The following is a 17,569-nucleotide window of genomic DNA, read 5'->3' on the forward strand; positions in this document are numbered from 1 at the left end:
TTAAATCACAGACTTAGGCTGACAAGCGGAACAACAGTGACTATTTCGTGACCATGACGGAACGCTCCGAACATCGCGAACACAGCCTTGCTGCCGCAACCGAGGCGCGCGGTCTCGAAGCGTTGATCTCGCGTGCGGCTCGCGCCGGCAAGGGCGCGGCGCCGGTGGAGCGCTGGAATCCCGACTTTTGCGGCGATCTAGACATGGAGGTCAAACAGGACGGAACGTGGTTCTATCTCGGCACGCCGATCGGCCGCATGCCGCTGGTGCAGCTGTTTTCCAGCGTGCTGCGCAAGGACGAGGATGGCAGGACCTATCTGGTGACGCCGGTCGAACGGGTCGGCATCCGCGTCGTGGACGCGCCTTTCATCGCGGTTGAAATGGATGTTTCCGGCGCCGGCGCCGAGCAGACCATCACTTTCCGCACCAATGTCGGCGATGTCGTCGAGGCCGGACCTGGCCATCCGCTGCGCTTCGTCGACGAGAACGAGACCGGCGGCCTGAAGCCCTATGTGCTGGTGCGCGGGCGGCTGGAAGCGCTGGTGGCGCGGCCGGTGATGTACGAACTGGTCGAGCATGGCGAGGAGATCGATATCGGCGGCAAGACGATGTTTGCCGTGCGCTCGAAAGGCGAAATCTATCCGATCATGCCGGCGGAAAAACTGAAGCGGCTGAGCGCATGATGGATCAGGTGAGGCCGCCGCCGTTTTCCACAGCGGATTTTCGCGTGCGGGTCGCGGCGCAAGCTGAAGCCCATGCCGGCGACGATTATGGCGATCATCGCTTCAACCCCGGCCATCCACGGTTGACGCAGCTCAAAGCGCTGCGCGACGCCGCGGTGCTGATCCCGGTCGTCGATCATGGACGCGATGCGACCGTGCTTTTGACCAAGCGGGCGGAAAAACTGCGCAGCCATTCCGGGCAGGTGGCTTTTCCCGGCGGCACCATTGATCCCACCGATGCGACCCCGGAAGCAGCGGCCTTGCGCGAAACCTTCGAGGAGATCGGGCTCGGCCAGGACCGCATCGAGATCATCGGCCGCATGCCCGATTATGTCGCCGGCAGCGGCTATCGCATCGCGCCGGTGCTGGCGATCGTCGAGCCCGGTTTTACGCTGTCGCTCAATTCCGACGAGGTCGACGCCGCCTTCGAAGTGCCGCTTTCGTTCCTGATGGATCCGGCCAACCACACCAGGGACAGCCGCATGTGGAACGATCTGGAATGGTTCTTCTACGATATGCCCTATGGCGGCCAGCGCATCTGGGGCGTCACCGCCGGCATCATCCGCACCCTCTATGAAAGGCTCTATGCTTGAGTGATCCGGTGTCGCTGGCGGGCAGAGCCGACTGGCTGGGTGAAAAGCATCTGCAGCGGCTGCTTGCCGTGCTGGCGCAGGGCGGCGAGGAAGCCCGCATCGCGGGCGGTGCGGTGCGCAATGCGCTGATTGGGCAGCCGGTCGCCGATATCGATCTTGCTACCACTTGCCTGCCCGAGGAAACCGTTCGCCGCGCCGAGGCGGCGGGCTTCAAGGCGGTGCCGACCGGCATCGAGCACGGCACGATCACGGTGATTGCCGGCGGCGCGCCCTATGAGGTCACCACGCTGCGCGCCGACATCGAGACCGATGGCCGCCGCGCTAAAGTGTCGTTCGGCCGCGACTGGAAGGCCGACGCCGAACGGCGCGATTTCACCATCAACGCGCTCTATGCGGAGGCTGACGGGACGGTCGTCGACCTGGTCGGCGGCGTCGGCGATATCGAGGCACGAAGGCTGCGCTTCATTGGCGATGCCGAGCAGCGGATCCGCGAAGACTATCTGCGCATCCTGCGTTTCTTCCGTTTTTTTGCCTGGTATGGCGAGGGTCGGCCCGATGCCGAGGGATTGAAGGCCTGCGCCCGGCTCAAGGACGGTCTCGCCCATCTCTCGGCCGAACGCATCTGGTCCGAGCTGAAGAAGTTGTTATCGGCCCCAGATCCGTCGCGCGCCTTGCTGTGGATGCGCCAGGCCGGCGTGCTCACCAGCGCCCTGCCGGAAAGCGAGAAATGGGGCATCGATGCCATTCATGGGCTGACCAAGACAGAAAAGGATCTGGGCTGGGCGCCGGACCCGCTGCTCAGGCTGGAGGCGATCGTGCCGCCCGATGCGGAGAGGATGAAGACACTGGCCAAGCGGCTGAAACTTTCGACCACTGAGGCGGAGCGCCTGCGCCACTGGGCGCTGACGGCTGCCGTCGAGCCCAAGACAAGCGAAGCGGAACTGGCCAAGAAACTCTATTCCGGCGAGCGCCAGGGTTTTCTCGATCGCCTGCGGCTGTCGCTGGCGTCGGCGCGAGCGCGGGCTCTCGAGGACAATGACGCGCTGGTTCAGGCCGGCGGGTTTTCGCGCCTGCTCGCTTTTGCGCTGAAATGGGAAAAACCGGTGTTCCCAGTCAAGGGCGGCGATCTGACGGCGCTTGGCGCGTCGCCGGGGCCAATACTCGGTGCGATCCTGAAAAACCTGGAAAAGGAATGGATCGGGTCCGGCTTTGCGCTCGATCGCGACGCGCTGCTGGAGCGCGCCGCGGAAGCCTTGAAGGCCAGATAGGACTGCTCAGGCCGCGTCGCGAACTTTCTCGATGCGCGAGCGGATCGCCTCGATCATCGTCTCGCGAATGACCGTTTCGCCATGTGTCTCGCGCATATGGTCGACGGCGCGGCGCATGACCTCGGCTTCCTCACCGGCACGCGTGTGCCACTCACAGCCGGGAACCAGCGAGCCGCAATGGAATTCCTTCATGGGATTTTCTCCTTTCCTCCTTGGAGCCTGTGCCTCTCATGGGCACACGAAGCTCCGCCGTCTCTGTTCCGCGCCCTGTCACAGCAGTCGGTTTCGGGGGCACGCACGGGGGAGCTAGCATAACACGGTTCGACCATTTTGGTTGCCGTGGGTGCGAAAAAGGCGGAGCAGCGCTGCTCCGCCCCTCTTGTCAGGCTAAGCCAAGGCGAGACCGTTCGGTCTTGTCCCGGTCACTTCACGATCTTGACGGACTCGGCAACCTTGTTCTTGCCGCTCATGTCCCAGGAAACGCGGACCTTTTCGCCGGCCTTCAGGCCAGGATCCTTGAAGGTCTTGGGCAGCGTAAAGGTCGATCCATCGTCCAGAACGAGGCTCATGGCCGTGCCATCATAAGTCTTGACCGTGCCCGTGGTGTGCTTGACCGCGGCAAAGGCAATCGAGCCGGAAGCGAGAAGGGCAGCGGCGGCTGCCGAAACAATGAGCTTTCGCATGTAATACTCCTGGAAATGCGGGCATCCGTTTGGAAAATGCTCCGCCTTGTTCAGGGCCGTCCGGTAGCGTCGTGTCGCGGTTCGGGACTGAACCGCCGGCGCTTCCCGGCCCGAAACGACAAATAGTCGTTTTATTTCAATCGCCTATTAGACGAAAAAGATAATGGCGATGCCACATTGGCTGCCCAGATTCGGCGAATGGGACGTCAATGCGGCTCACGTTTCGCTCACCGATTTTTTACGGCCACCTGACCTCCGGCGGCAGGCTGGACAGGATCGAAGCGACATTGCCGCCGGTCTTCAGGCCGAAGATGGTGCCGCGATCGTGAAGAAGGTTGAATTCGACGTAGCGGCCGCGGCGAATGAGCTGCTCGTCGCGGTCGTCGTCGGTCCAGTTCTCGTTGAAATGGGCGCGAACCAGGTGTCCGTAGACGACAAGGAAAGAACGCCCGACATCCTGGACGAAGTTCAAATCGGCATTCCAGCCGCCTTTCTCCTCCCCCGAATGCAGCCAGTCGAAAAAGATGCCGCCGACCCCGCGCGGCTCGTGGCGGTGCGGCAGATAGAAATACTCGTCGCACCAGGCCTTGAATTTGGGGTGGTCGGCGATCGCAGCGTTCTTCTCGCAGGCGAACTGCATGGCTCGATGGAAGGCGACCGTGTCGGGGTGATCTTCCGTGCGGTTGCGGTCGAGCACCGGCGTCAGATCGGCGCCGCCGCCAAACCAGTGGCGCGACGTCACGACCATGCGGGTGTTCATGTGCACGGCCGGCACGTTGGGGTTCCAGGGATGCGCGATCAACGAAATGCCTGATGCCCAGAAGCTCGGGTCTTCCTCGGCGCCGGGCATCTGCTTCCTGAATTCGGGCGAGAATTCGCCATAGACGGTCGAAGTATGGACGCCGACCTTCTCGAAGACGCGGCCGCGCATCATCGACATGGCGCCGCCGCCGCCCTTTCCATTGTCGCGTTCCCACGGCGTCTTCTCGAAGCTGCCGGGCGACCATTCGGCCAGTGGTCCCTGCAGTTCCTGTTCGATCTGCTCGAAGGTTGTGCAAATGCGCTCGCGCAGCGTCTCGAACCAGAGCCTGGCCTTCATTTTCTTCTGTTCGATGTCGGGTGGCAGGCCTGCCGGTATTTCTGGTCGTTCCAAAATGCTGTCTCCGGTCGCGGCCGACAAAGGATCTAGTGGAGTGAATTTGACATTTGCACACAGCGTGGCGCAGGGCACGATCCAAATGTCAAATTCGAAAACTCCACCAGAAACATAAACTTGCTAGCGGTCCTTGTGATTCCAACATTCGCAACGGCGCCTGGGGATTAGGGAGGCGAATGTTGGAATCGGACCACTAGCCTTTTCCGGGCGCGATCCCTAATCTCTTAGGGGCAAGGGTCAAGTGTCATCTGGTTCGGCCCAGGAGTTCTTTCATGCGCACGCCGGCAAGACCGCCGCTGCATGGCCTGAAGAAAAGGCTCGATCGTTCACGCGCCGAGCGCGAGCGCATGCCGCGTGACGGGTTTTTGCGGGAGACCTTTGTCTTGCCGCGCCCCGATGCGCGGCTCAAAGCCAAGGAATGGTTCGAACGCTTTCCCAAGCAGGCCTACTGGACCGAGATCGAAAGCTGGTTCGAACGGCCAGGCGACGTCATCGAATTCACGATACGGCGGCTGCCTGCGGCGGATTAGAATTCCGCAAGCAGTCGCCTTGCGCCCGGCCCTTGCGCACTCAAGCGATCTTCCCTGTTTCGCAGCGGGCATTTGTCGATCGACATGCAGCCGCAGCCGATGCAGTCGGTCAGGCCGTCGCGCAGCTTCTTTAGCTGAGTGATCTTGCGATCGAGGTCGTCGCGCCAGCCGGTCGACAACAGGTTCCAGTCCTCGCGCGTCGGGGTACGGCCTTCTGGGAGCGATTCAAGTGCGGCGCCGATCTCGGCTAGCGAAATGCCGACCTCTTGGGCGATCCGGATGATTGCCACCCGCCGCAGCACGTCGCGGCCATAGCGCCGCTGGTTGCCCGACGTGCGGTGGCTGCGGATCAGCCCGCGCGCCTCGTAGAAATGCAGCGCCGACACCGCCACGCCGCTGCGCATCGCCACCTGGCCGACCGTCAATTCCTTTACCGGAGCCATCTCGATTTTCCGCTTGACCTCAACTTAAGTTGAGCTTGTAGCCAGGAAACGTCGATAGGGCAATTGAGGAGAAGGCGATGTGCGCCTGGGTGAGAATGATGCAAGACGCAACGGCCGTTGGCGATGACGACAACGCGCTGAAGGGTCTAGCCGAGCTGCCGGATGGCTTCACCGGCGACCATGGCGACCGACAGCGCGACGTTGATGCTGCGCGTGCCCGGCTGCATCGGGATCGTCAGCCGCGCATCCGCCGCCTGATGGACAGGATCCGGCACGCCGGCGGATTCGCGGCCGAACAGCAGGATGTCGCCTTGGGCGAAGCTGAAGCCCGCATAGGGGGTCGCGGCTTTGGTGGTGAGCAGCACCAGCCGGCAGGCTTCGCCCTTGCGCCAATCCTCGAAGGCGTTCCAGTCGACATGGCGGGTCAGGGCAGCCATTTCGAGGTAGTCCATCCCGGCACGCTTGAGCGCTTTGTCGGAGAGCGGAAACCCGGCTGGTTCGATGATGTCGACGCCAAGGCCGAGGCAGGCGGCGAAGCGCAGGATAGTTCCGGTGTTGCCGGCGATGTCAGGCTGGTAGAGGGCGATGCGGAGACGGTGGTTCATTTCCGCGTCTTTCTAATAAGTGGCAGATCGGCCACAGCGGGTGGCTGGTTTTGGAAATTGCTGGACCTGCGGGTGGCCATTTTCTGCGAAGTCGATTATACCGCACGCATTGTCAACCCGAACCGATGGAGGGGTATTTCATGATGACCATGCACATCCAGCGCCCCTCCCGTGGGCTTACCTGCCTTCCGGCGGTTTCGGTACGACGATTTACCTGATTTCTTAGATCTGATCGCACCGATTCCCGCCGAACCCAATTTCGGCTCTCGAAGGAATCCTGCGATGTTTTTCAACCGGTTAAAGGGGCCAAGCGCCCCAGCTGAGCATGTCGCGACCGAGGCCTATCCTCGTGTCCCGACGGATGCAATCCGTGCCTCCGGCCGAATGCCGGCGCACGACATTGCTTCGCCTTTTTATGTCTATTTTCACACGGAGGACGGACCGATGTTCGATCCCTATAAGATACCTGGTTCAACAAGCCTGCACGAACGCAAGACGGCGACCTGGGCGTTGCTGGTCGGCGAGACCTATTCGTCGGCGGTTCATGCCGAGACGCGCCGGCGTCCGCATCGCGGCATGTTGCCGGATGTCGATTTCTCGCGTGCGGTTCCCGACCACAGCCGGCCGTCGCTGGTGCGCCGGATCATCCGGCTGATCCGGCCGGGCGCGAAAAACCGGGCTGGCGGCGGCGTGCCGTCAGTTCAGTCGAACGCTTCTGTCGGTGAAAAGCCCGCAAGTCCCTATATTGCGCGAAGCAGGACCGATGGCCCGGGTGATTCCGGGCCGTCAGTCCCCGCCGACGTACGGTCTGGGGACGCGGAGCGCCCCGGGGATTTTTCCCGCGCCGCATGAGCGGACAACAGTTTTGTGAGCATCCCTATGTTTAGCTGGTTTGAAAGAAGGCTCGATCCGTTCCCCGCAGCGGAACCGGTCGAGCCGCCGAAGACGCTGGTTGCCTTCTGCGTGCATTATACGCGCGGCGCCTGGCCATACATCATCGTCGATGCGGTGCTGGTGACGGCGATTGCCATCGCGGAAGTGTGGATGTTCGGCTTCATGGGCCACATCGTCGACTGGCTGTCCGGGCAGAACCGCGAAACCTTCCTGCAGACCGAGAGCTGGAAGCTCGCCGGCATGGCCTTCGTCGTGCTGTTCGCGCTGCCGGGTACGGTATGGCTGCATTCTTTGCTCAACCAGCAGACGCTGATGGGCAACTACCCCATGCGCATCCGATGGCAGGTGCATCGTTATCTCTTGAAGCAGTCGATGAGCTTCTACCAGGACGAATTTGCCGGCCGCATCGCCACCAAGCTGATGCAGACGGCACTCGCCGTGCGCGAATGCGTCATCAAGGTGATCGAGGTGCTCAATTACGTCATCGTCTATTTCCTCGGCATGCTGTTCATCGTCGGCTCGGCCGACTTGCGGCTGGCGGCACCTCTCGGCGTCTGGCTGCTCGGCTATATCGGGTTGTTGCGCTATATCATCCCGAAGCTGGGCAAGGTCGGCGAGGCGCAGGCCAATGCGCGCTCGACGATGACCGGCCGCGTCGTCGACAGCTACACCAACATCCAGACGGTCAAGTTGTTTTCCCATGCACGGCGCGAAGCAACGTTCGCCAAAGAAGGCATGGCAGGCTTCCTCGACACGGTCTACCGGTCGATGCGGCTGGTGACGGTGCTTTACGGGCTGCTCTATATCCTCAACGCGCTGCTCCTGTTTTCGGTGACGGCGACGGCGCTGTGGCTGTGGCTCGGCCAGGCGGTGACGATCGGCGCCGTCGCCGTGGTCATCGGCCTCGTGCTCCGCATGTGGGGCATGTCGCAGTGGATCATGTGGGAAATGTCGAGCCTGTTCGAGAACATCGGCACGGTGCAAGACGGTATCGCCTCGATCTCGCTGCCGCGCCTGGTCGAAGACCGGCCGGGGGCGAAGGACATTGCCGTCACCAAGGGCGAGATCCGCTTCAACGACATTCGTTTCCACTATGGCAAGCAGAAGGGCGTCATCGAGAACCTGTCGCTGACGGTGAAGCCCGGCGAGAAAGTCGGCATTGTCGGGCGCTCGGGCGCGGGCAAGTCGACGCTGGTCAATCTCCTGTTGCGGTTCTACGACCTCGAGAACGGCCGGATCCTGATCGACGGCCAGGAGATCGCTTCGGTGACGCAGGATTCGCTGCGCGCGCAGATCGGCATGGTGACGCAGGACACTTCGCTGCTGCATCGTTCCGTGCGCGACAACATTCTTTACGGGCGGCCCGATGCGACGGAGGAAATGCTTGTCGAGGCAGCCGGGCGGGCCGAGGCGCTGGAGTTTATCGGCAGGCTTTCGGATCACACCGGACGTAAAGGGCTCGACGCTCATGTCGGCGACCGCGGCGTCAAATTGTCCGGCGGCCAGCGGCAACGCATCGCCATTGCTCGCGTTATGTTGAAGGACGCACCGATACTTATCCTTGACGAAGCGACGTCGGCGCTGGATTCCGAAGCCGAGGCCGCCATCCAGGAGAATCTCTACAAGCTCATGCAAGGCAAGACCGTCATCGCCATTGCGCACCGGCTGTCGACCATCGCGGCGATGGACAGGCTCGTCGTCCTCGACAAGGGCCGTGTCATCGAGGAGGGGTCGCACGAGGAACTCGTCGCCAGCGGCGGGCTCTACGCGCAGCTCTGGCAGCGCCAGTCGGGCGGGTTCCTGCTCGATGACGGTCCGGTCGATGCCGCCAATGACGCTGTTGCCAACGACATCGGCGTGAAGGGTGAAGCCGCAGAGTGATGACGTCAGCATGATGACAGCCGTCTATCGCTGGTTCGAGGACTGGGTCTATCCGTTCAGGGAGCCGGCGGACCTTCGGCCACCGTCAAGCGTCGGCGGCTTCCTCTGGCACTATGTCGGCCAGGCGAAGTTCGCCTTCTTCGCCATGCTGGTCATCGGCGGCATTGCGCCGCTGATCGAGGCCGGGCTGTTCTACTTCGTCGGGCGGCTGGTCGATATTCTCGACCAGCTTCCTGGCGAGCGCAGCTGGAATGCGCTGTGGACCGCCGCCGGTCCTGAACTGGTGTTCATGATCGTCGTGGTGGCGGTCATCCGCACAGTCGTCGTCGGCCTGTCGGCGCTGGTCAACGAACAGACGATCACGCCGGGCTTCTACAATCTGGTGCGCTGGCAGGCGCACCGGCATGTGTCGCGGCAGTCCTACACCTTCTTCCAGAACGATTTCGCCGGCCGTATCGCGACAAAAGTCTGGCAGGCCGGGCAGGCGACCGGCGACCTGATGGAGAGCTTCATCGAGGTCATCTGGTTCATGCTCATCTATACGGTGACGACCTTGGCGCTGGTCGCCGGGCTGGATCTGCGCCTGGCCGTGCTGGTGCTGATCTGGATCCTCGCGTTCGCCTGGCTGGCCAAGCTCTATCTGCCCTCGATCCGCAGGCATGCCGAGGCCACGGCTGAAGCTGGCTCGATGATCAATGGGCGCATCATCGATTCCTATTCCAACGTGCAGACGCTGAAGCTATTCTCGGCCGACGGCGACGACCGCTACATCAAGAACGGCTTCGACATCTATCTCGATGCACTACGGCCCTTCACCCGCCGGCTGACCGGCGTGCGCATGGCGCTGACGACGCTGTCGGGCATCATGATCACCGCGATTGGCTGCTTTGCCGTCTATCTCTGGGTCGAAGGGTCGATCACCGTCGGCGCCGTCGCGTTCACGCTGTCGCTGGTCTTGCGGCTCAACATGCTGCTCGGGCGCGTGATGATGCAGCTCAACGGCATATTGCGAAATCTCGGCGTCCTGGAAAACTCCAAGGCGCTGATCTCGCAGCCGCTTGGCCTTGTCGATGCGCCGGATGCGAAAGAGCTTGTCGTCGCCGGCGGCCGCATCGAGGTGAAGAATGTCGAGTTCCACTACGGCAAGGGTTTTGGCGTGCTGAATGGCATCGACCTTGTGGTCAAGCCTGGCGAGAAGGTCGGGCTGGTCGGGCCGTCGGGCGCGGGCAAGACGACGCTCGCCAACCTCATCTTGCGCCTCTACGACCTCGAGAGCGGCAAAATCCTGATCGACGGGCAAGACGTCGCCGAGGTGACGCAGAACTCGCTGCGCGCCAATATCGGCGTGGTCAGCCAGGACACGGCGCTGTTCCACCGCTCGCTGCGCGACAACATCAAGCTCGGCATGCCGGATGCAACTGACGCCGAGGTGATCGCGGCGGCGAAGAAGGCCGAGGCGCACGAGTTCATATTGGGCCTGCGCGACAACCGGGACCGTACCGGCTACGAGGCTTTTGTCGGCGAGCGCGGCGTGAAACTGTCGGGCGGCCAGCGCCAGCGCGTCGCGATCGCCCGCGTCTTCCTCAAGGATGCGCCGATCCTGATCCTCGACGAGGCGACCTCGGCGCTCGATTCCGACATCGAGGCGGCGATCCAGGAGAATCTGGCCAGGCTGATGGAGAACAAGACGGTCATCGCCATCGCCCATCGGCTGTCGACCATCGCCGCGCTCGACCGTCTTGTGGTGCTGGACGGAGGCCGCATCATCGAACAGGGCACGCATGACGAGCTGGTGGCGCTCGACGGGCTCTATGCGCGGCTGTGGAAGCGGCAGTCCGGCGGCTTCCTCTACCACGAGGAAAGCGTGCTGGAAGAGACACGGCCGGCGGAGTAGGGCATGGCAGCGTCGCCTGATATCGGCTACGTCCTCAAGCGGCTGCGGCCAACCGCGCCGGCCTTCGATGCGCTGAAGGAGGAGAGCCGGCTGGAGGGCTACTGGATGCTGGTGCGGCTGGCGGATGGCTGGGCAGGCGGCTGCAATAAGTTCCTGAAACGAGGCGAGGCGCTGTTTGGCGCATGGCATGGCCGAGAACTCGCTGGTGTGTGCGGGTTGAACATCGATCCTTATTTCGAAGGCAGGGACCACGGCCGGGTCAGGCACCTGTTCGTCAGCGCGCGTCATCGCCGCAGCGGCGTTGGCCGCATGCTGGTCGAGACCGTCATTGACAGGGCACGTCAGCATTTTGCCGTGCTGAACACCCGCGCGCCACAAGGAGCCTTTGGGTTCTATGAACGGCTTGGCTTCCAGCCGGTGGTGGGCGAAGAATTCGTCACGCACCGCATGATGCTCTCTCAAGACAGAAAAGGAGGCTGAGATGTCACTGCGTCCGCCATCCCTAGGCGCCTCGGCTGCCGAAGCCGCGTTCGACGCCCTCGGCCATGAGATACTGGCTGAAAAGGCCGCAGCGCTCGGCCGTGCCGGCCAACGGGTCGAGGAAACGCTGGCCAAGCTCCGTCAGAACAACGACGACGAGGAGCAGCGACCGCGGCTGCTCAAGGAGGCTGCCGCAGCGGTGCACGCCTATTTCATCCAGCGTGAACTCTGCGGCCTGCGCCGGCATGAGTCGGTCATCCGCGAATACGATATCCCAAGGGCCGTGCTGGTCAGGCTCGGTGCAAGCTAGAGGTCACCAGCCGGCAACATTCATTCCAGCCATTCGGTGATGAAGCTGCCGTTTTCGTGGATGTCGGTCGTTTCGAGCGGGCCTGGGCCAAGATTGGTGAATTTGTGCGGCGTATCGGGCGGCACGATCAGGATCTGGCCGGCCGTGGCCTCGATCTGCTGGTCGCCGATCGTGAAGAGGCCGGTGCCTTGCCGGATGATGAAGATTTCACAATAGGGATGCGTGTGCACGCGCGGGCCGCCGCCAATCTCTTCCTGATAGTTGAAAATCAGGCAGGAGTTGGAGTCGTAGGCGCCGCATTGCAGTTCGCCCTGCCAGCGGCCGGGCGTCCTGGTCCAGGTCTCGCGGTCGATGATGTGTGCCATAGCCTCTAACCCTTCGTCGGTATCCAGGGGTTGAAAAGCTTCACGCCGGTGCCTTCAAAATCCTTGGTGTTGCGGGTCACGACTGTCAAGTTTTTGACGAGCGCGGTAGCGGCTATGAGGGCGTCGCGCTCCGGCTTTGGATCGGGAACGTGGAGGTTTGCGCAACGCACGACAACAGCCGTGTCTATGCTCAATATCCGGTCGTCAAACTGTGGAATGAGTGTCTGATCCAACCACTCACGGTACATGGTGGCCTGGCGAGTATCCTTCCTCGACAAGAGCAATGTTCCGATTTCGAGTTCCAGGATCGAAATCACCGACATGAAAAAGCTGGCGATGTCGTGGGTCTCTGACCAGGCCAAAACGTTGCGATCGGCCTTGTCCCGACGACGCAGATTCGAAACGACATTGGTGTCAAGAATGAACATCAGTCGAGTTCGGGAATCTTGAAAAACGGTCCTTCCAGGCGAGGTGGTTCCCAGTCGAAATCTGCTTCGGGGCGATCATCGGCAATCGCGTCCGCGAGGCTTCTCGGCTTCTTCTCTAAACGCTGATATTCCTCCATCGACATCAGCACATGGGAGGGCTTGCCGCGGTCGGTAATGATGACCGGCCCGTTCTTGGCTGCCCGTTTGGCATGCGCCGTGTCCTGGTTGAATTCACGGCTCGACATGATGGTTATCGTCTTCGTCGAGATATTCATATCAACACCTCCATCCGGAAGATGTAGACATATTGCTACATTCGGCCAAGCTCGTCAAATTTCTCTTCGTGCGGAACGCCCGCGACAATCTGCCCTTGTGGCCTCAGCCCGCTGGACAAAAACGGGCTTCACGCATAAACCGAAATCCAAATGCCGGAGGAATTCGCTAGCTTGTTCGCCATGCGCTGTCGGGCCGGCGCGATGGAGCGGGGACAAAGCTCGGCCGCCGGCTCGGAAGAGGCGAAAGGATCAGGCACCCGTGAGCGCAACCGACACCCAGGATCCCAACCGTCGTGATTTTCTCTACGTCGCCACCGGCATGGCCGCAGTGGTTGGCGCAGGCGCCGTTGCCTGGCCCTTCATCGACCAGATGCGCCCCGATGCCTCGACGCTGGCGCTGGCCTCGGTCGAGGTCGACGTCGCCTCGCTGACGCCTGGCATGTCGCTGATCGTCAAATGGCGCGGCAAGCCGGTCGTGGTGCGCAACCGCACCGAGCAGGAGATGAAGGACGGCGAGGCCGTGAACCTTGCCGACCTCAAGGATCCTATTGCCCGCAACGCCAATCTGCCCGCCGATGCGCCGGCGACCGACGCCAACCGCACCACGCCCGGCAAGGAAGCCTGGATGGTGATGGTGCAGGTCTGCACGCATCTGGGGTGCATTCCGCTTGGCCAGGAAGGCGATTTCGGCGGCTGGTTCTGCCCGTGCCACGGTTCGGTGTACGATACCGCCGGCCGCATCCGCAAAGGCCCGGCGCCGGAAAACATGGCCGTGCCGGTATTCAAGTTCATTTCCGATACCAAAATCCTTATCGGTTGAGGCAGGGGATAATTCGATGAGCGAGGGACACTCGACCTATACGCCCAAGACCGGTATCGAACGCTGGTTCGACGCCCGCATGCCGCTGCCGCGCATGGTCTATGACAGCTTCATCGCCTATCCGGTGCCGCGCAACCTTAACTATGCGTGGACCTTCGGCGGCATCCTCACGATCATGCTGGTGGCGCAGATCCTGACCGGTATCGTGCTGGCCATGCACTATACCGCCGACACCAACCTCGCCTTCAATTCGGTCGAGAAGATCATGCGCGACGTCAATTCGGGCTGGCTGTTGCGCTACATGCATTCCAACGGCGCCTCGTTCTTCTTCGTCGCCGTCTACATCCACATCTTCCGCGGGCTTTATTACGGCTCCTACAAGGCGCCGCGCGAGCTGCTGTGGATCCTCGGCTGCATCATCTATCTGCTGATGATGGCGACCGGCTTCATGGGCTATGTGCTGCCTTGGGGTCAGATGAGCTTCTGGGGCGCCACCGTCATCACCGGCTTCTTCAGTGCCATTCCGCTGGTCGGCAACTGGATCCAGGAACTGCTGCTCGGCGGTTTCGCCGTCGACAACCCGACGCTCAACCGCTTCTTTGCGCTGCACTATTTGCTGCCGTTCATGATCGCCGGCGTCGTCGTGCTGCACGTCTGGGCGCTGCACGTGGTCGGCCAGTCGAACCCGACCGGCATCGAGGTGAAATCGAAGACCGACACCGTTGCCTTTACGCCCTATGCGACCATCAAGGATGCATTCGGCATGATCGTGTTCCTGTTCTTCTTCGCCTATTTCGTCTTCTACCTGCCGAACTTTCTCGGCCATCCGGACAATTACACGATCGCCAACCCGCTGAAGACGCCGGCCCACATCGTGCCGGAATGGTACTTCCTGCCGTTCTACGCGATCCTGCGCGCGATCACCTTCAACATCGGGCCGATCAACTCCAAGCTCGGTGGCGTGCTGTGCATGTTCGGCGCCATCGTCATGCTGTTCCTGGTGCCGTGGCTCGACACCTCCAAGGTGCGCTCGGCGGTCTACCGGCCCTGGTACAAGCTGTTCTTCTGGCTGTTCGTCGCCGACGCTGTCCTGCTTGGCTGGCTTGGCTCGCAGCCGGCGGAAGGCGGCGGTCTGTTGACCCTCCTGATAGGTGAGGTCTCGGGCAACTACGTTGGCTACGCTCAAGCGGCGACACTGTTCTACTTCGCCTTCTTCCTCGTCATCCTGCCGGTGCTTGGCCTGATCGAGACGCCACGCAGACTGCCGAATTCGATCACCGAGGCGGTGCTGGAGAAGAACAAGGGTGCCGGAGGGGGACATCCGGCCGGTGCGACCGCGGCGCCGGAAACCAAAGGCTGAGTGAGAATCTAAGGGGATTTGGCATGAAAAAGATTCTCACCTCGCTCGCCCTGCTAGGCGTGTTTGCCGCTGGCATCGGAGCCGTCGGCAGTGTGGCGATCGCCGCTGAAGAGGCGCACAACGCGGCGGCACCGACGCATTTCCCGATCCACGAGCCGAAGGAGATGGACTGGACTTTTGCCGGTCCGTTCGGCACCTACGACAAGGCGCAGCTGCAGCGTGGCTTGAAGGTCTACAAGGAAGTCTGCTCGGCCTGCCACTCGATGAACCTGGTGGCGTTCCGCACGCTGGAGGACCTCGGCTATTCGGAAGCGCAGATCAAGTCGCTGTCGGCCGAGTACACCATCCATGATGGACCCAACGATGCCGGCGACATGTTCGACCGGCCGGGCAAGCCGTCAGACCATTTCCCGGCGCCGTTCGCCAATGAGGAGGCGGCTGCCGCTTCCAACGGCGGCGCTGCCCCACCGGATATGTCGCTGCTGGCCAAGGCGCGCGGCGTCGAGCGCGGCTTCCCGCGCTTCGTCTTCGACATCTTCACGCAATATGCGCAGGGCGGCCCGGACTACATCCATTCGCTGCTGACCGGCTACGACGAGACGCCACCTGCCGGCATGGTGATCCCCGAAGGCACCCACTATAATCCATACTTCATGTCCGGCGTGTCGCTGAAGATGCCCAAGCCGCTCTCCGACGGCCAGGTGACCTACGATGACGGTTCGCCGCAGACGATCGACCAGTATTCGCGCGACGTCTCGGCGTTCCTGATGTGGGCGGCCGAGCCGCATATGGAAGACCGCAAGAAGACCGGCTTCCGCGTGCTGGTGTTTCTGCTTCTGTTCGGGGCGCTGATGTATCTGACCAAGCGCAAGGTGTGGGAAGGCGTGGCGCACTAAGCCGCATCTTATTCCTCGGAAATGGAAAGGGCGTCTTCGGACGCCCTTTTTGCTTGCCAAACCGGACATGGTTCGCATCTTGGCGCAGCAGCCGTCCAGTAAGAAGTCCGTTGGCACGCCGCCATGCGATTGGTATTGCACGCGCGCCCGGCGGATCGCCGGCTAAAGGGGCATTTGGGATCGATGATGCGGCTACGCGACTGTCACAACTTTTCCGATTTCCGGCGCATGGCCCAGCAGCGGTTGCCGGGGCCAATCTTCAACTACATCGATGGCGCGGCCGACGATGAGGTCACCTACCGCCGCAACACCGAGAGCTTCGAGCGCAGCGACCTCGTTCCCAACGTGCTGCGCGGGGTAAGCGAGATCGACATGTCGGTGACGGTGATGGGCCAGAAGCTGGCCATGCCCGTCTATTGCTCGCCGACCGCCTTGCAGCGGCTGTTCCATCATCAAGGCGAGCGCGCGGTGGCCAAGGCTTCGGCCAAATTCGGCACGATGTTCGGCGTGTCCTCGCTCGGCACTGTCAGTCTTGAGGAAGCGCGCAAGATCAGCAGCAGCCCGCAGGTCTACCAGTTCTATTTCCACCGGGATCGCGGCCTCAACCGGGCGATGATGCAGCGGGCGAAAGCGGTTGGAGTCGAAGTGATGATGCTGACCGTCGACAGCATCACCGGAGGCAACCGCGAGCGCGACAAGCGCACCGGCTTTGCCATCCCCTTCAAGCTCAACCTTGCCGGCATGCTGCAGTTCGCGCTGAAGCCGGGTTGGGCGATCAACTATTTCACCCATGAGGGATTCAAGCTGCCGCAGCTCGACGAGCATGTCGACATGGGCGGCGGCACGATGTCGATCAGCCGCTACTTCACCGAGATGCTCGATCCGTCGATGACCTGGGACGATGTTGCCGAGATGGTCAGACTGTGGGGAGGTCCGTTCTGTCTCAAGGGCGTCATGTCGGTGGAGGATGCCAAGCGCGCCGTCGAGATCGGCTGCAGCGGCATTGTGCTGTCCAACCATGGCGGCCGGCAGCTGGACGGCTCGCGGGCGGCGTTCGACCAACTGGCCGAGATCGTCGATGCCGTCGGCGACAGAATAGACGTCATCATGGATGGCGGCGTGCAGCGCGGCACCCATGTGCTGAAGGCGCTGTCGCTCGGCGCCAAGGCTGTTGGCGTCGGCCGCTACTATCTGTTCCCCTTGGCGGCGGCCGGACAGCCGGGCGTCGAGCGGGCGCTGGAGCAGATGCGGGTCGAGATCGAGCGCGGCATGAAGCTGATGGGCTGCAGTTCGATCGAACAATTGTCGCGCAACAACCTCCGTTTCAGGTAATCTCGACCCATGAAATCCTCGCTCGAAGACACGCTGCTCGCCGCGATCCGCACCATTCCGGACTACCCCAAGCCCGGCATCCTGTTTCGCGACATCACCACTTTGCTCGGCAATGCGCGCGCCTTCCGCCGCGCCATCGACGAGCTGGTGCATCCCTATGCCGGGCAGAAGATCGACAAGATCGCCGGCATCGAGGCACGCGGCTTCATCCTCGGCGGTGCGGTCGCGCACCAGCTTTCGGCCGGTTTCGTGCCGATCCGGAAGAAGGGCAAGCTGCCTTACGAGACGGTACGCGTCGCCTACAGCCTGGAGTACGGGCTGGACGAGATGGAGATGCACAAGGACGGCGTTGCGCCGGGCGAGAAGGTGATCCTGGTTGACGACCTGATCGCGACCGGCGGCACGGCGGAGGCGGCGGTCAAGCTGCTAAGGCAGATCGGCGCCGATATTCTTGCCGCGTGCTTCGTCATCGACCTGCCGGATCTCGGCGGACGGGCGAAGCTCGAAGCGCTGGGCGTGCCGGTGCGGACGTTGATCGGGTTTGAGGGGCATTAGTGAATAGTGAATAGTGAATGTCAGCGTTCAATGACAGGCGCTAGGCTTACTCACACACTCTGATATTGAATACTCACTA

22 protein-coding genes are annotated in these 17,569 nt (G+C 62.1%); 14 read left to right on the plus strand and 8 right to left on the minus strand.

What is annotated here, in order from left to right; genetic code table 11:
• Positions 1-53 precede the first annotated feature (53 nt).
• From NKI64_RS06735 to NKI64_RS06745, 3 genes are read left to right on the plus strand one after another with little or no spacing between them, the layout of a single operon-like run.
• Complete coding sequence (locus NKI64_RS06735) at positions 54-683, plus strand: DUF1285 domain-containing protein (protein WP_352667407.1); 630 nt, start codon at positions 54-56, stop codon at positions 681-683.
• Positions 683-1,315 (plus strand): CoA pyrophosphatase, encoded by a 633-nt coding sequence (locus NKI64_RS06740; RefSeq protein ID WP_352667410.1) that lies wholly within the window; start codon positions 683-685, stop codon positions 1,313-1,315. Before NKI64_RS06735 ends, NKI64_RS06740 begins: the two co-directional genes overlap by 1 nt.
• Entirely contained in the window at positions 1,312-2,583 is a 1,272-nt protein-coding gene (locus NKI64_RS06745; protein WP_352667146.1) for a CCA tRNA nucleotidyltransferase, read from the plus strand. Before NKI64_RS06740 ends, NKI64_RS06745 begins: the two co-directional genes overlap by 4 nt.
• Positions 2,584-2,589: 6 nt before the next feature.
• Here the strand turns inward: NKI64_RS06745 and NKI64_RS06750 are convergent, their stop codons facing one another.
• From NKI64_RS06750 to hemF, 3 genes are all read right to left on the minus strand, one after another.
• Positions 2,590-2,775, minus strand: a complete 186-nt coding sequence (locus tag NKI64_RS06750; protein ID WP_023670013.1) for a DUF1059 domain-containing protein — start codon at positions 2,773-2,775, stop codon at positions 2,590-2,592.
• Positions 2,776-3,005: 230 nt separating this feature from the next.
• On the minus strand, positions 3,006-3,266 hold the full coding sequence (locus NKI64_RS06755) for a DUF1344 domain-containing protein (protein ID WP_023670014.1): 261 nt from the start codon (positions 3,264-3,266) through the stop codon (positions 3,006-3,008).
• 238 nt (positions 3,267-3,504) lie between these two features.
• The gene (hemF, locus tag NKI64_RS06760) at positions 3,505-4,419 is read right to left on the minus strand and encodes an oxygen-dependent coproporphyrinogen oxidase (RefSeq protein WP_023821609.1); all 915 of its coding nucleotides are present in this window, start codon (positions 4,417-4,419) and stop codon (positions 3,505-3,507) included.
• A gap of 275 nt (positions 4,420-4,694) precedes the next feature.
• Between hemF and NKI64_RS06765 the strand changes: the two genes are divergently transcribed.
• Positions 4,695-4,952, plus strand: a complete 258-nt coding sequence (locus NKI64_RS06765) for a hypothetical protein (protein WP_023683688.1) — start codon at positions 4,695-4,697, stop codon at positions 4,950-4,952.
• Here the strand turns inward: NKI64_RS06765 and soxR are convergent.
• Positions 4,949-5,395, minus strand: a complete 447-nt coding sequence (gene soxR, locus NKI64_RS06770) for a redox-sensitive transcriptional activator SoxR (protein ID WP_352536625.1) — start codon at positions 5,393-5,395, stop codon at positions 4,949-4,951. The two genes, NKI64_RS06765 and soxR, sit on opposite strands and share 4 nt — an antisense overlap.
• A gap of 146 nt (positions 5,396-5,541) precedes the next feature.
• A complete protein-coding gene (locus NKI64_RS06775) occupies positions 5,542-6,000 on the minus strand; it encodes a tRNA (cytidine(34)-2'-O)-methyltransferase (protein ID WP_023814986.1) in 459 nt (152 codons plus the stop codon).
• Positions 6,001-6,171: 171 nt separating this feature from the next.
• Between NKI64_RS06775 and NKI64_RS06780 the strand changes: the two genes are divergently transcribed.
• From NKI64_RS06780 to NKI64_RS06800, 5 genes are read left to right on the plus strand one after another with little or no spacing between them, the layout of a single operon-like run.
• Positions 6,172-6,852 carry a hypothetical protein gene (locus NKI64_RS06780; RefSeq protein ID WP_352667149.1) on the plus strand — a complete coding sequence of 227 codons (681 nt, stop codon included), beginning with the start codon at positions 6,172-6,174 and terminating at the stop codon, positions 6,850-6,852.
• A 27-nt stretch (positions 6,853-6,879) separates the two neighbouring features.
• Positions 6,880-8,775 (plus strand): ABC transporter ATP-binding protein, encoded by a 1,896-nt coding sequence (locus NKI64_RS06785; RefSeq protein ID WP_352667152.1) that lies wholly within the window; start codon positions 6,880-6,882, stop codon positions 8,773-8,775.
• Between the two features lie 10 nt (positions 8,776-8,785).
• Complete coding sequence (locus NKI64_RS06790; protein WP_352667155.1) at positions 8,786-10,669, plus strand: ABC transporter ATP-binding protein; 1,884 nt, start codon at positions 8,786-8,788, stop codon at positions 10,667-10,669.
• 3 nt (positions 10,670-10,672) lie between these two features.
• Positions 10,673-11,149: a GNAT family N-acetyltransferase gene (locus NKI64_RS06795; RefSeq protein WP_352655066.1), complete on the plus strand. Its 477-nt coding sequence runs from the start codon at positions 10,673-10,675 to the stop codon at positions 11,147-11,149.
• A 1-nt stretch (position 11,150) separates the two neighbouring features.
• Positions 11,151-11,459, plus strand: a complete 309-nt coding sequence (locus NKI64_RS06800) for a DUF6665 family protein (protein WP_023683695.1) — start codon at positions 11,151-11,153, stop codon at positions 11,457-11,459.
• Positions 11,460-11,479: 20 nt separating this feature from the next.
• On the opposite strand, the gene NKI64_RS06805 is transcribed toward NKI64_RS06800, so the two are convergent.
• Genes NKI64_RS06805 through NKI64_RS06815 form a run of 3 tightly spaced genes read right to left on the minus strand, consistent with a single transcriptional unit; the run spans position 11,480 to position 12,527 of the window.
• Complete coding sequence (locus NKI64_RS06805; RefSeq protein ID WP_023751250.1) at positions 11,480-11,824, minus strand: cupin domain-containing protein; 345 nt, start codon at positions 11,822-11,824, stop codon at positions 11,480-11,482.
• 5 nt (positions 11,825-11,829) lie between these two features.
• Entirely contained in the window at positions 11,830-12,252 is a 423-nt protein-coding gene (locus NKI64_RS06810; protein WP_023670025.1) for a type II toxin-antitoxin system VapC family toxin, read from the minus strand.
• Entirely contained in the window at positions 12,252-12,527 is a 276-nt protein-coding gene (locus tag NKI64_RS06815) for a type II toxin-antitoxin system Phd/YefM family antitoxin (protein ID WP_023701566.1), read from the minus strand. The genes NKI64_RS06810 and NKI64_RS06815 overlap by 1 nt, the downstream gene beginning before the upstream one ends.
• A gap of 259 nt (positions 12,528-12,786) precedes the next feature.
• On the opposite strand from NKI64_RS06815, the gene petA reads away from it, so the two are divergent.
• The 5 genes from petA to NKI64_RS06840 all read left to right on the plus strand — a co-directional run bounded on the left by petA (position 12,787) and on the right by NKI64_RS06840 (position 17,490).
• The gene (gene petA, locus NKI64_RS06820) at positions 12,787-13,347 is read left to right on the plus strand and encodes a ubiquinol-cytochrome c reductase iron-sulfur subunit (protein ID WP_023670027.1); all 561 of its coding nucleotides are present in this window, start codon (positions 12,787-12,789) and stop codon (positions 13,345-13,347) included.
• Positions 13,348-13,363: 16 nt separating this feature from the next.
• A complete protein-coding gene (locus NKI64_RS06825; protein WP_023670028.1) occupies positions 13,364-14,707 on the plus strand; it encodes a cytochrome b in 1,344 nt (447 codons plus the stop codon).
• A 23-nt stretch (positions 14,708-14,730) separates the two neighbouring features.
• A complete protein-coding gene (locus NKI64_RS06830) occupies positions 14,731-15,603 on the plus strand; it encodes a cytochrome c1 (RefSeq protein ID WP_023670029.1) in 873 nt (290 codons plus the stop codon).
• 186 nt (positions 15,604-15,789) lie between these two features.
• On the plus strand, positions 15,790-16,935 hold the full coding sequence (locus tag NKI64_RS06835; RefSeq protein WP_023749787.1) for an alpha-hydroxy acid oxidase: 1,146 nt from the start codon (positions 15,790-15,792) through the stop codon (positions 16,933-16,935).
• Positions 16,936-16,944: 9 nt separating this feature from the next.
• Positions 16,945-17,490 carry an adenine phosphoribosyltransferase gene (locus NKI64_RS06840; RefSeq protein WP_013529989.1) on the plus strand — a complete coding sequence of 182 codons (546 nt, stop codon included), beginning with the start codon at positions 16,945-16,947 and terminating at the stop codon, positions 17,488-17,490.
• Positions 17,491-17,569 lie beyond the last annotated feature (79 nt).

Source organism: Mesorhizobium sp. M0478 (assembly GCF_040321305.1).
In the GTDB taxonomy this organism is placed as follows: domain Bacteria; phylum Pseudomonadota; class Alphaproteobacteria; order Rhizobiales; family Rhizobiaceae; genus Mesorhizobium.

Coding starts and splice junctions, on each gene's coding strand:
- NKI64_RS06830 (WP_023670029.1), top strand. CDS start 14,731: ATGAAAAAGATTCTCACCTCGCTCGCCCTGCTAGGCGTGTTTGCCGCT.
- NKI64_RS06810 (WP_023670025.1), bottom strand. CDS start 12,252: ATGTTCATTCTTGACACCAATGTCGTTTCGAATCTGCGTCGTCGGGAC.
- NKI64_RS06735 (WP_352667407.1), top strand. CDS start 54: ATGACGGAACGCTCCGAACATCGCGAACACAGCCTTGCTGCCGCAACC.
- NKI64_RS06755 (WP_023670014.1), bottom strand. CDS start 3,266: ATGCGAAAGCTCATTGTTTCGGCAGCCGCCGCTGCCCTTCTCGCTTCC.
- NKI64_RS06750 (WP_023670013.1), bottom strand. CDS start 2,775: ATGAAGGAATTCCATTGCGGCTCGCTGGTTCCCGGCTGTGAGTGGCAC.
- NKI64_RS06790 (WP_352667155.1), top strand. CDS start 8,786: ATGATGACAGCCGTCTATCGCTGGTTCGAGGACTGGGTCTATCCGTTC.
- NKI64_RS06800 (WP_023683695.1), top strand. CDS start 11,151: ATGTCACTGCGTCCGCCATCCCTAGGCGCCTCGGCTGCCGAAGCCGCG.
- NKI64_RS06815 (WP_023701566.1), bottom strand. CDS start 12,527: ATGAATATCTCGACGAAGACGATAACCATCATGTCGAGCCGTGAATTC.
- NKI64_RS06740 (WP_352667410.1), top strand. CDS start 683: ATGGATCAGGTGAGGCCGCCGCCGTTTTCCACAGCGGATTTTCGCGTG.
- NKI64_RS06805 (WP_023751250.1), bottom strand. CDS start 11,824: ATGGCACACATCATCGACCGCGAGACCTGGACCAGGACGCCCGGCCGC.
- NKI64_RS06775 (WP_023814986.1), bottom strand. CDS start 6,000: ATGAACCACCGTCTCCGCATCGCCCTCTACCAGCCTGACATCGCCGGC.
- NKI64_RS06840 (WP_013529989.1), top strand. CDS start 16,945: ATGAAATCCTCGCTCGAAGACACGCTGCTCGCCGCGATCCGCACCATT.
- soxR (WP_352536625.1), bottom strand. CDS start 5,395: ATGGCTCCGGTAAAGGAATTGACGGTCGGCCAGGTGGCGATGCGCAGC.
- NKI64_RS06835 (WP_023749787.1), top strand. CDS start 15,790: ATGCGGCTACGCGACTGTCACAACTTTTCCGATTTCCGGCGCATGGCC.
- NKI64_RS06795 (WP_352655066.1), top strand. CDS start 10,673: ATGGCAGCGTCGCCTGATATCGGCTACGTCCTCAAGCGGCTGCGGCCA.
- NKI64_RS06765 (WP_023683688.1), top strand. CDS start 4,695: ATGCGCACGCCGGCAAGACCGCCGCTGCATGGCCTGAAGAAAAGGCTC.
- NKI64_RS06825 (WP_023670028.1), top strand. CDS start 13,364: ATGAGCGAGGGACACTCGACCTATACGCCCAAGACCGGTATCGAACGC.
- NKI64_RS06785 (WP_352667152.1), top strand. CDS start 6,880: ATGTTTAGCTGGTTTGAAAGAAGGCTCGATCCGTTCCCCGCAGCGGAA.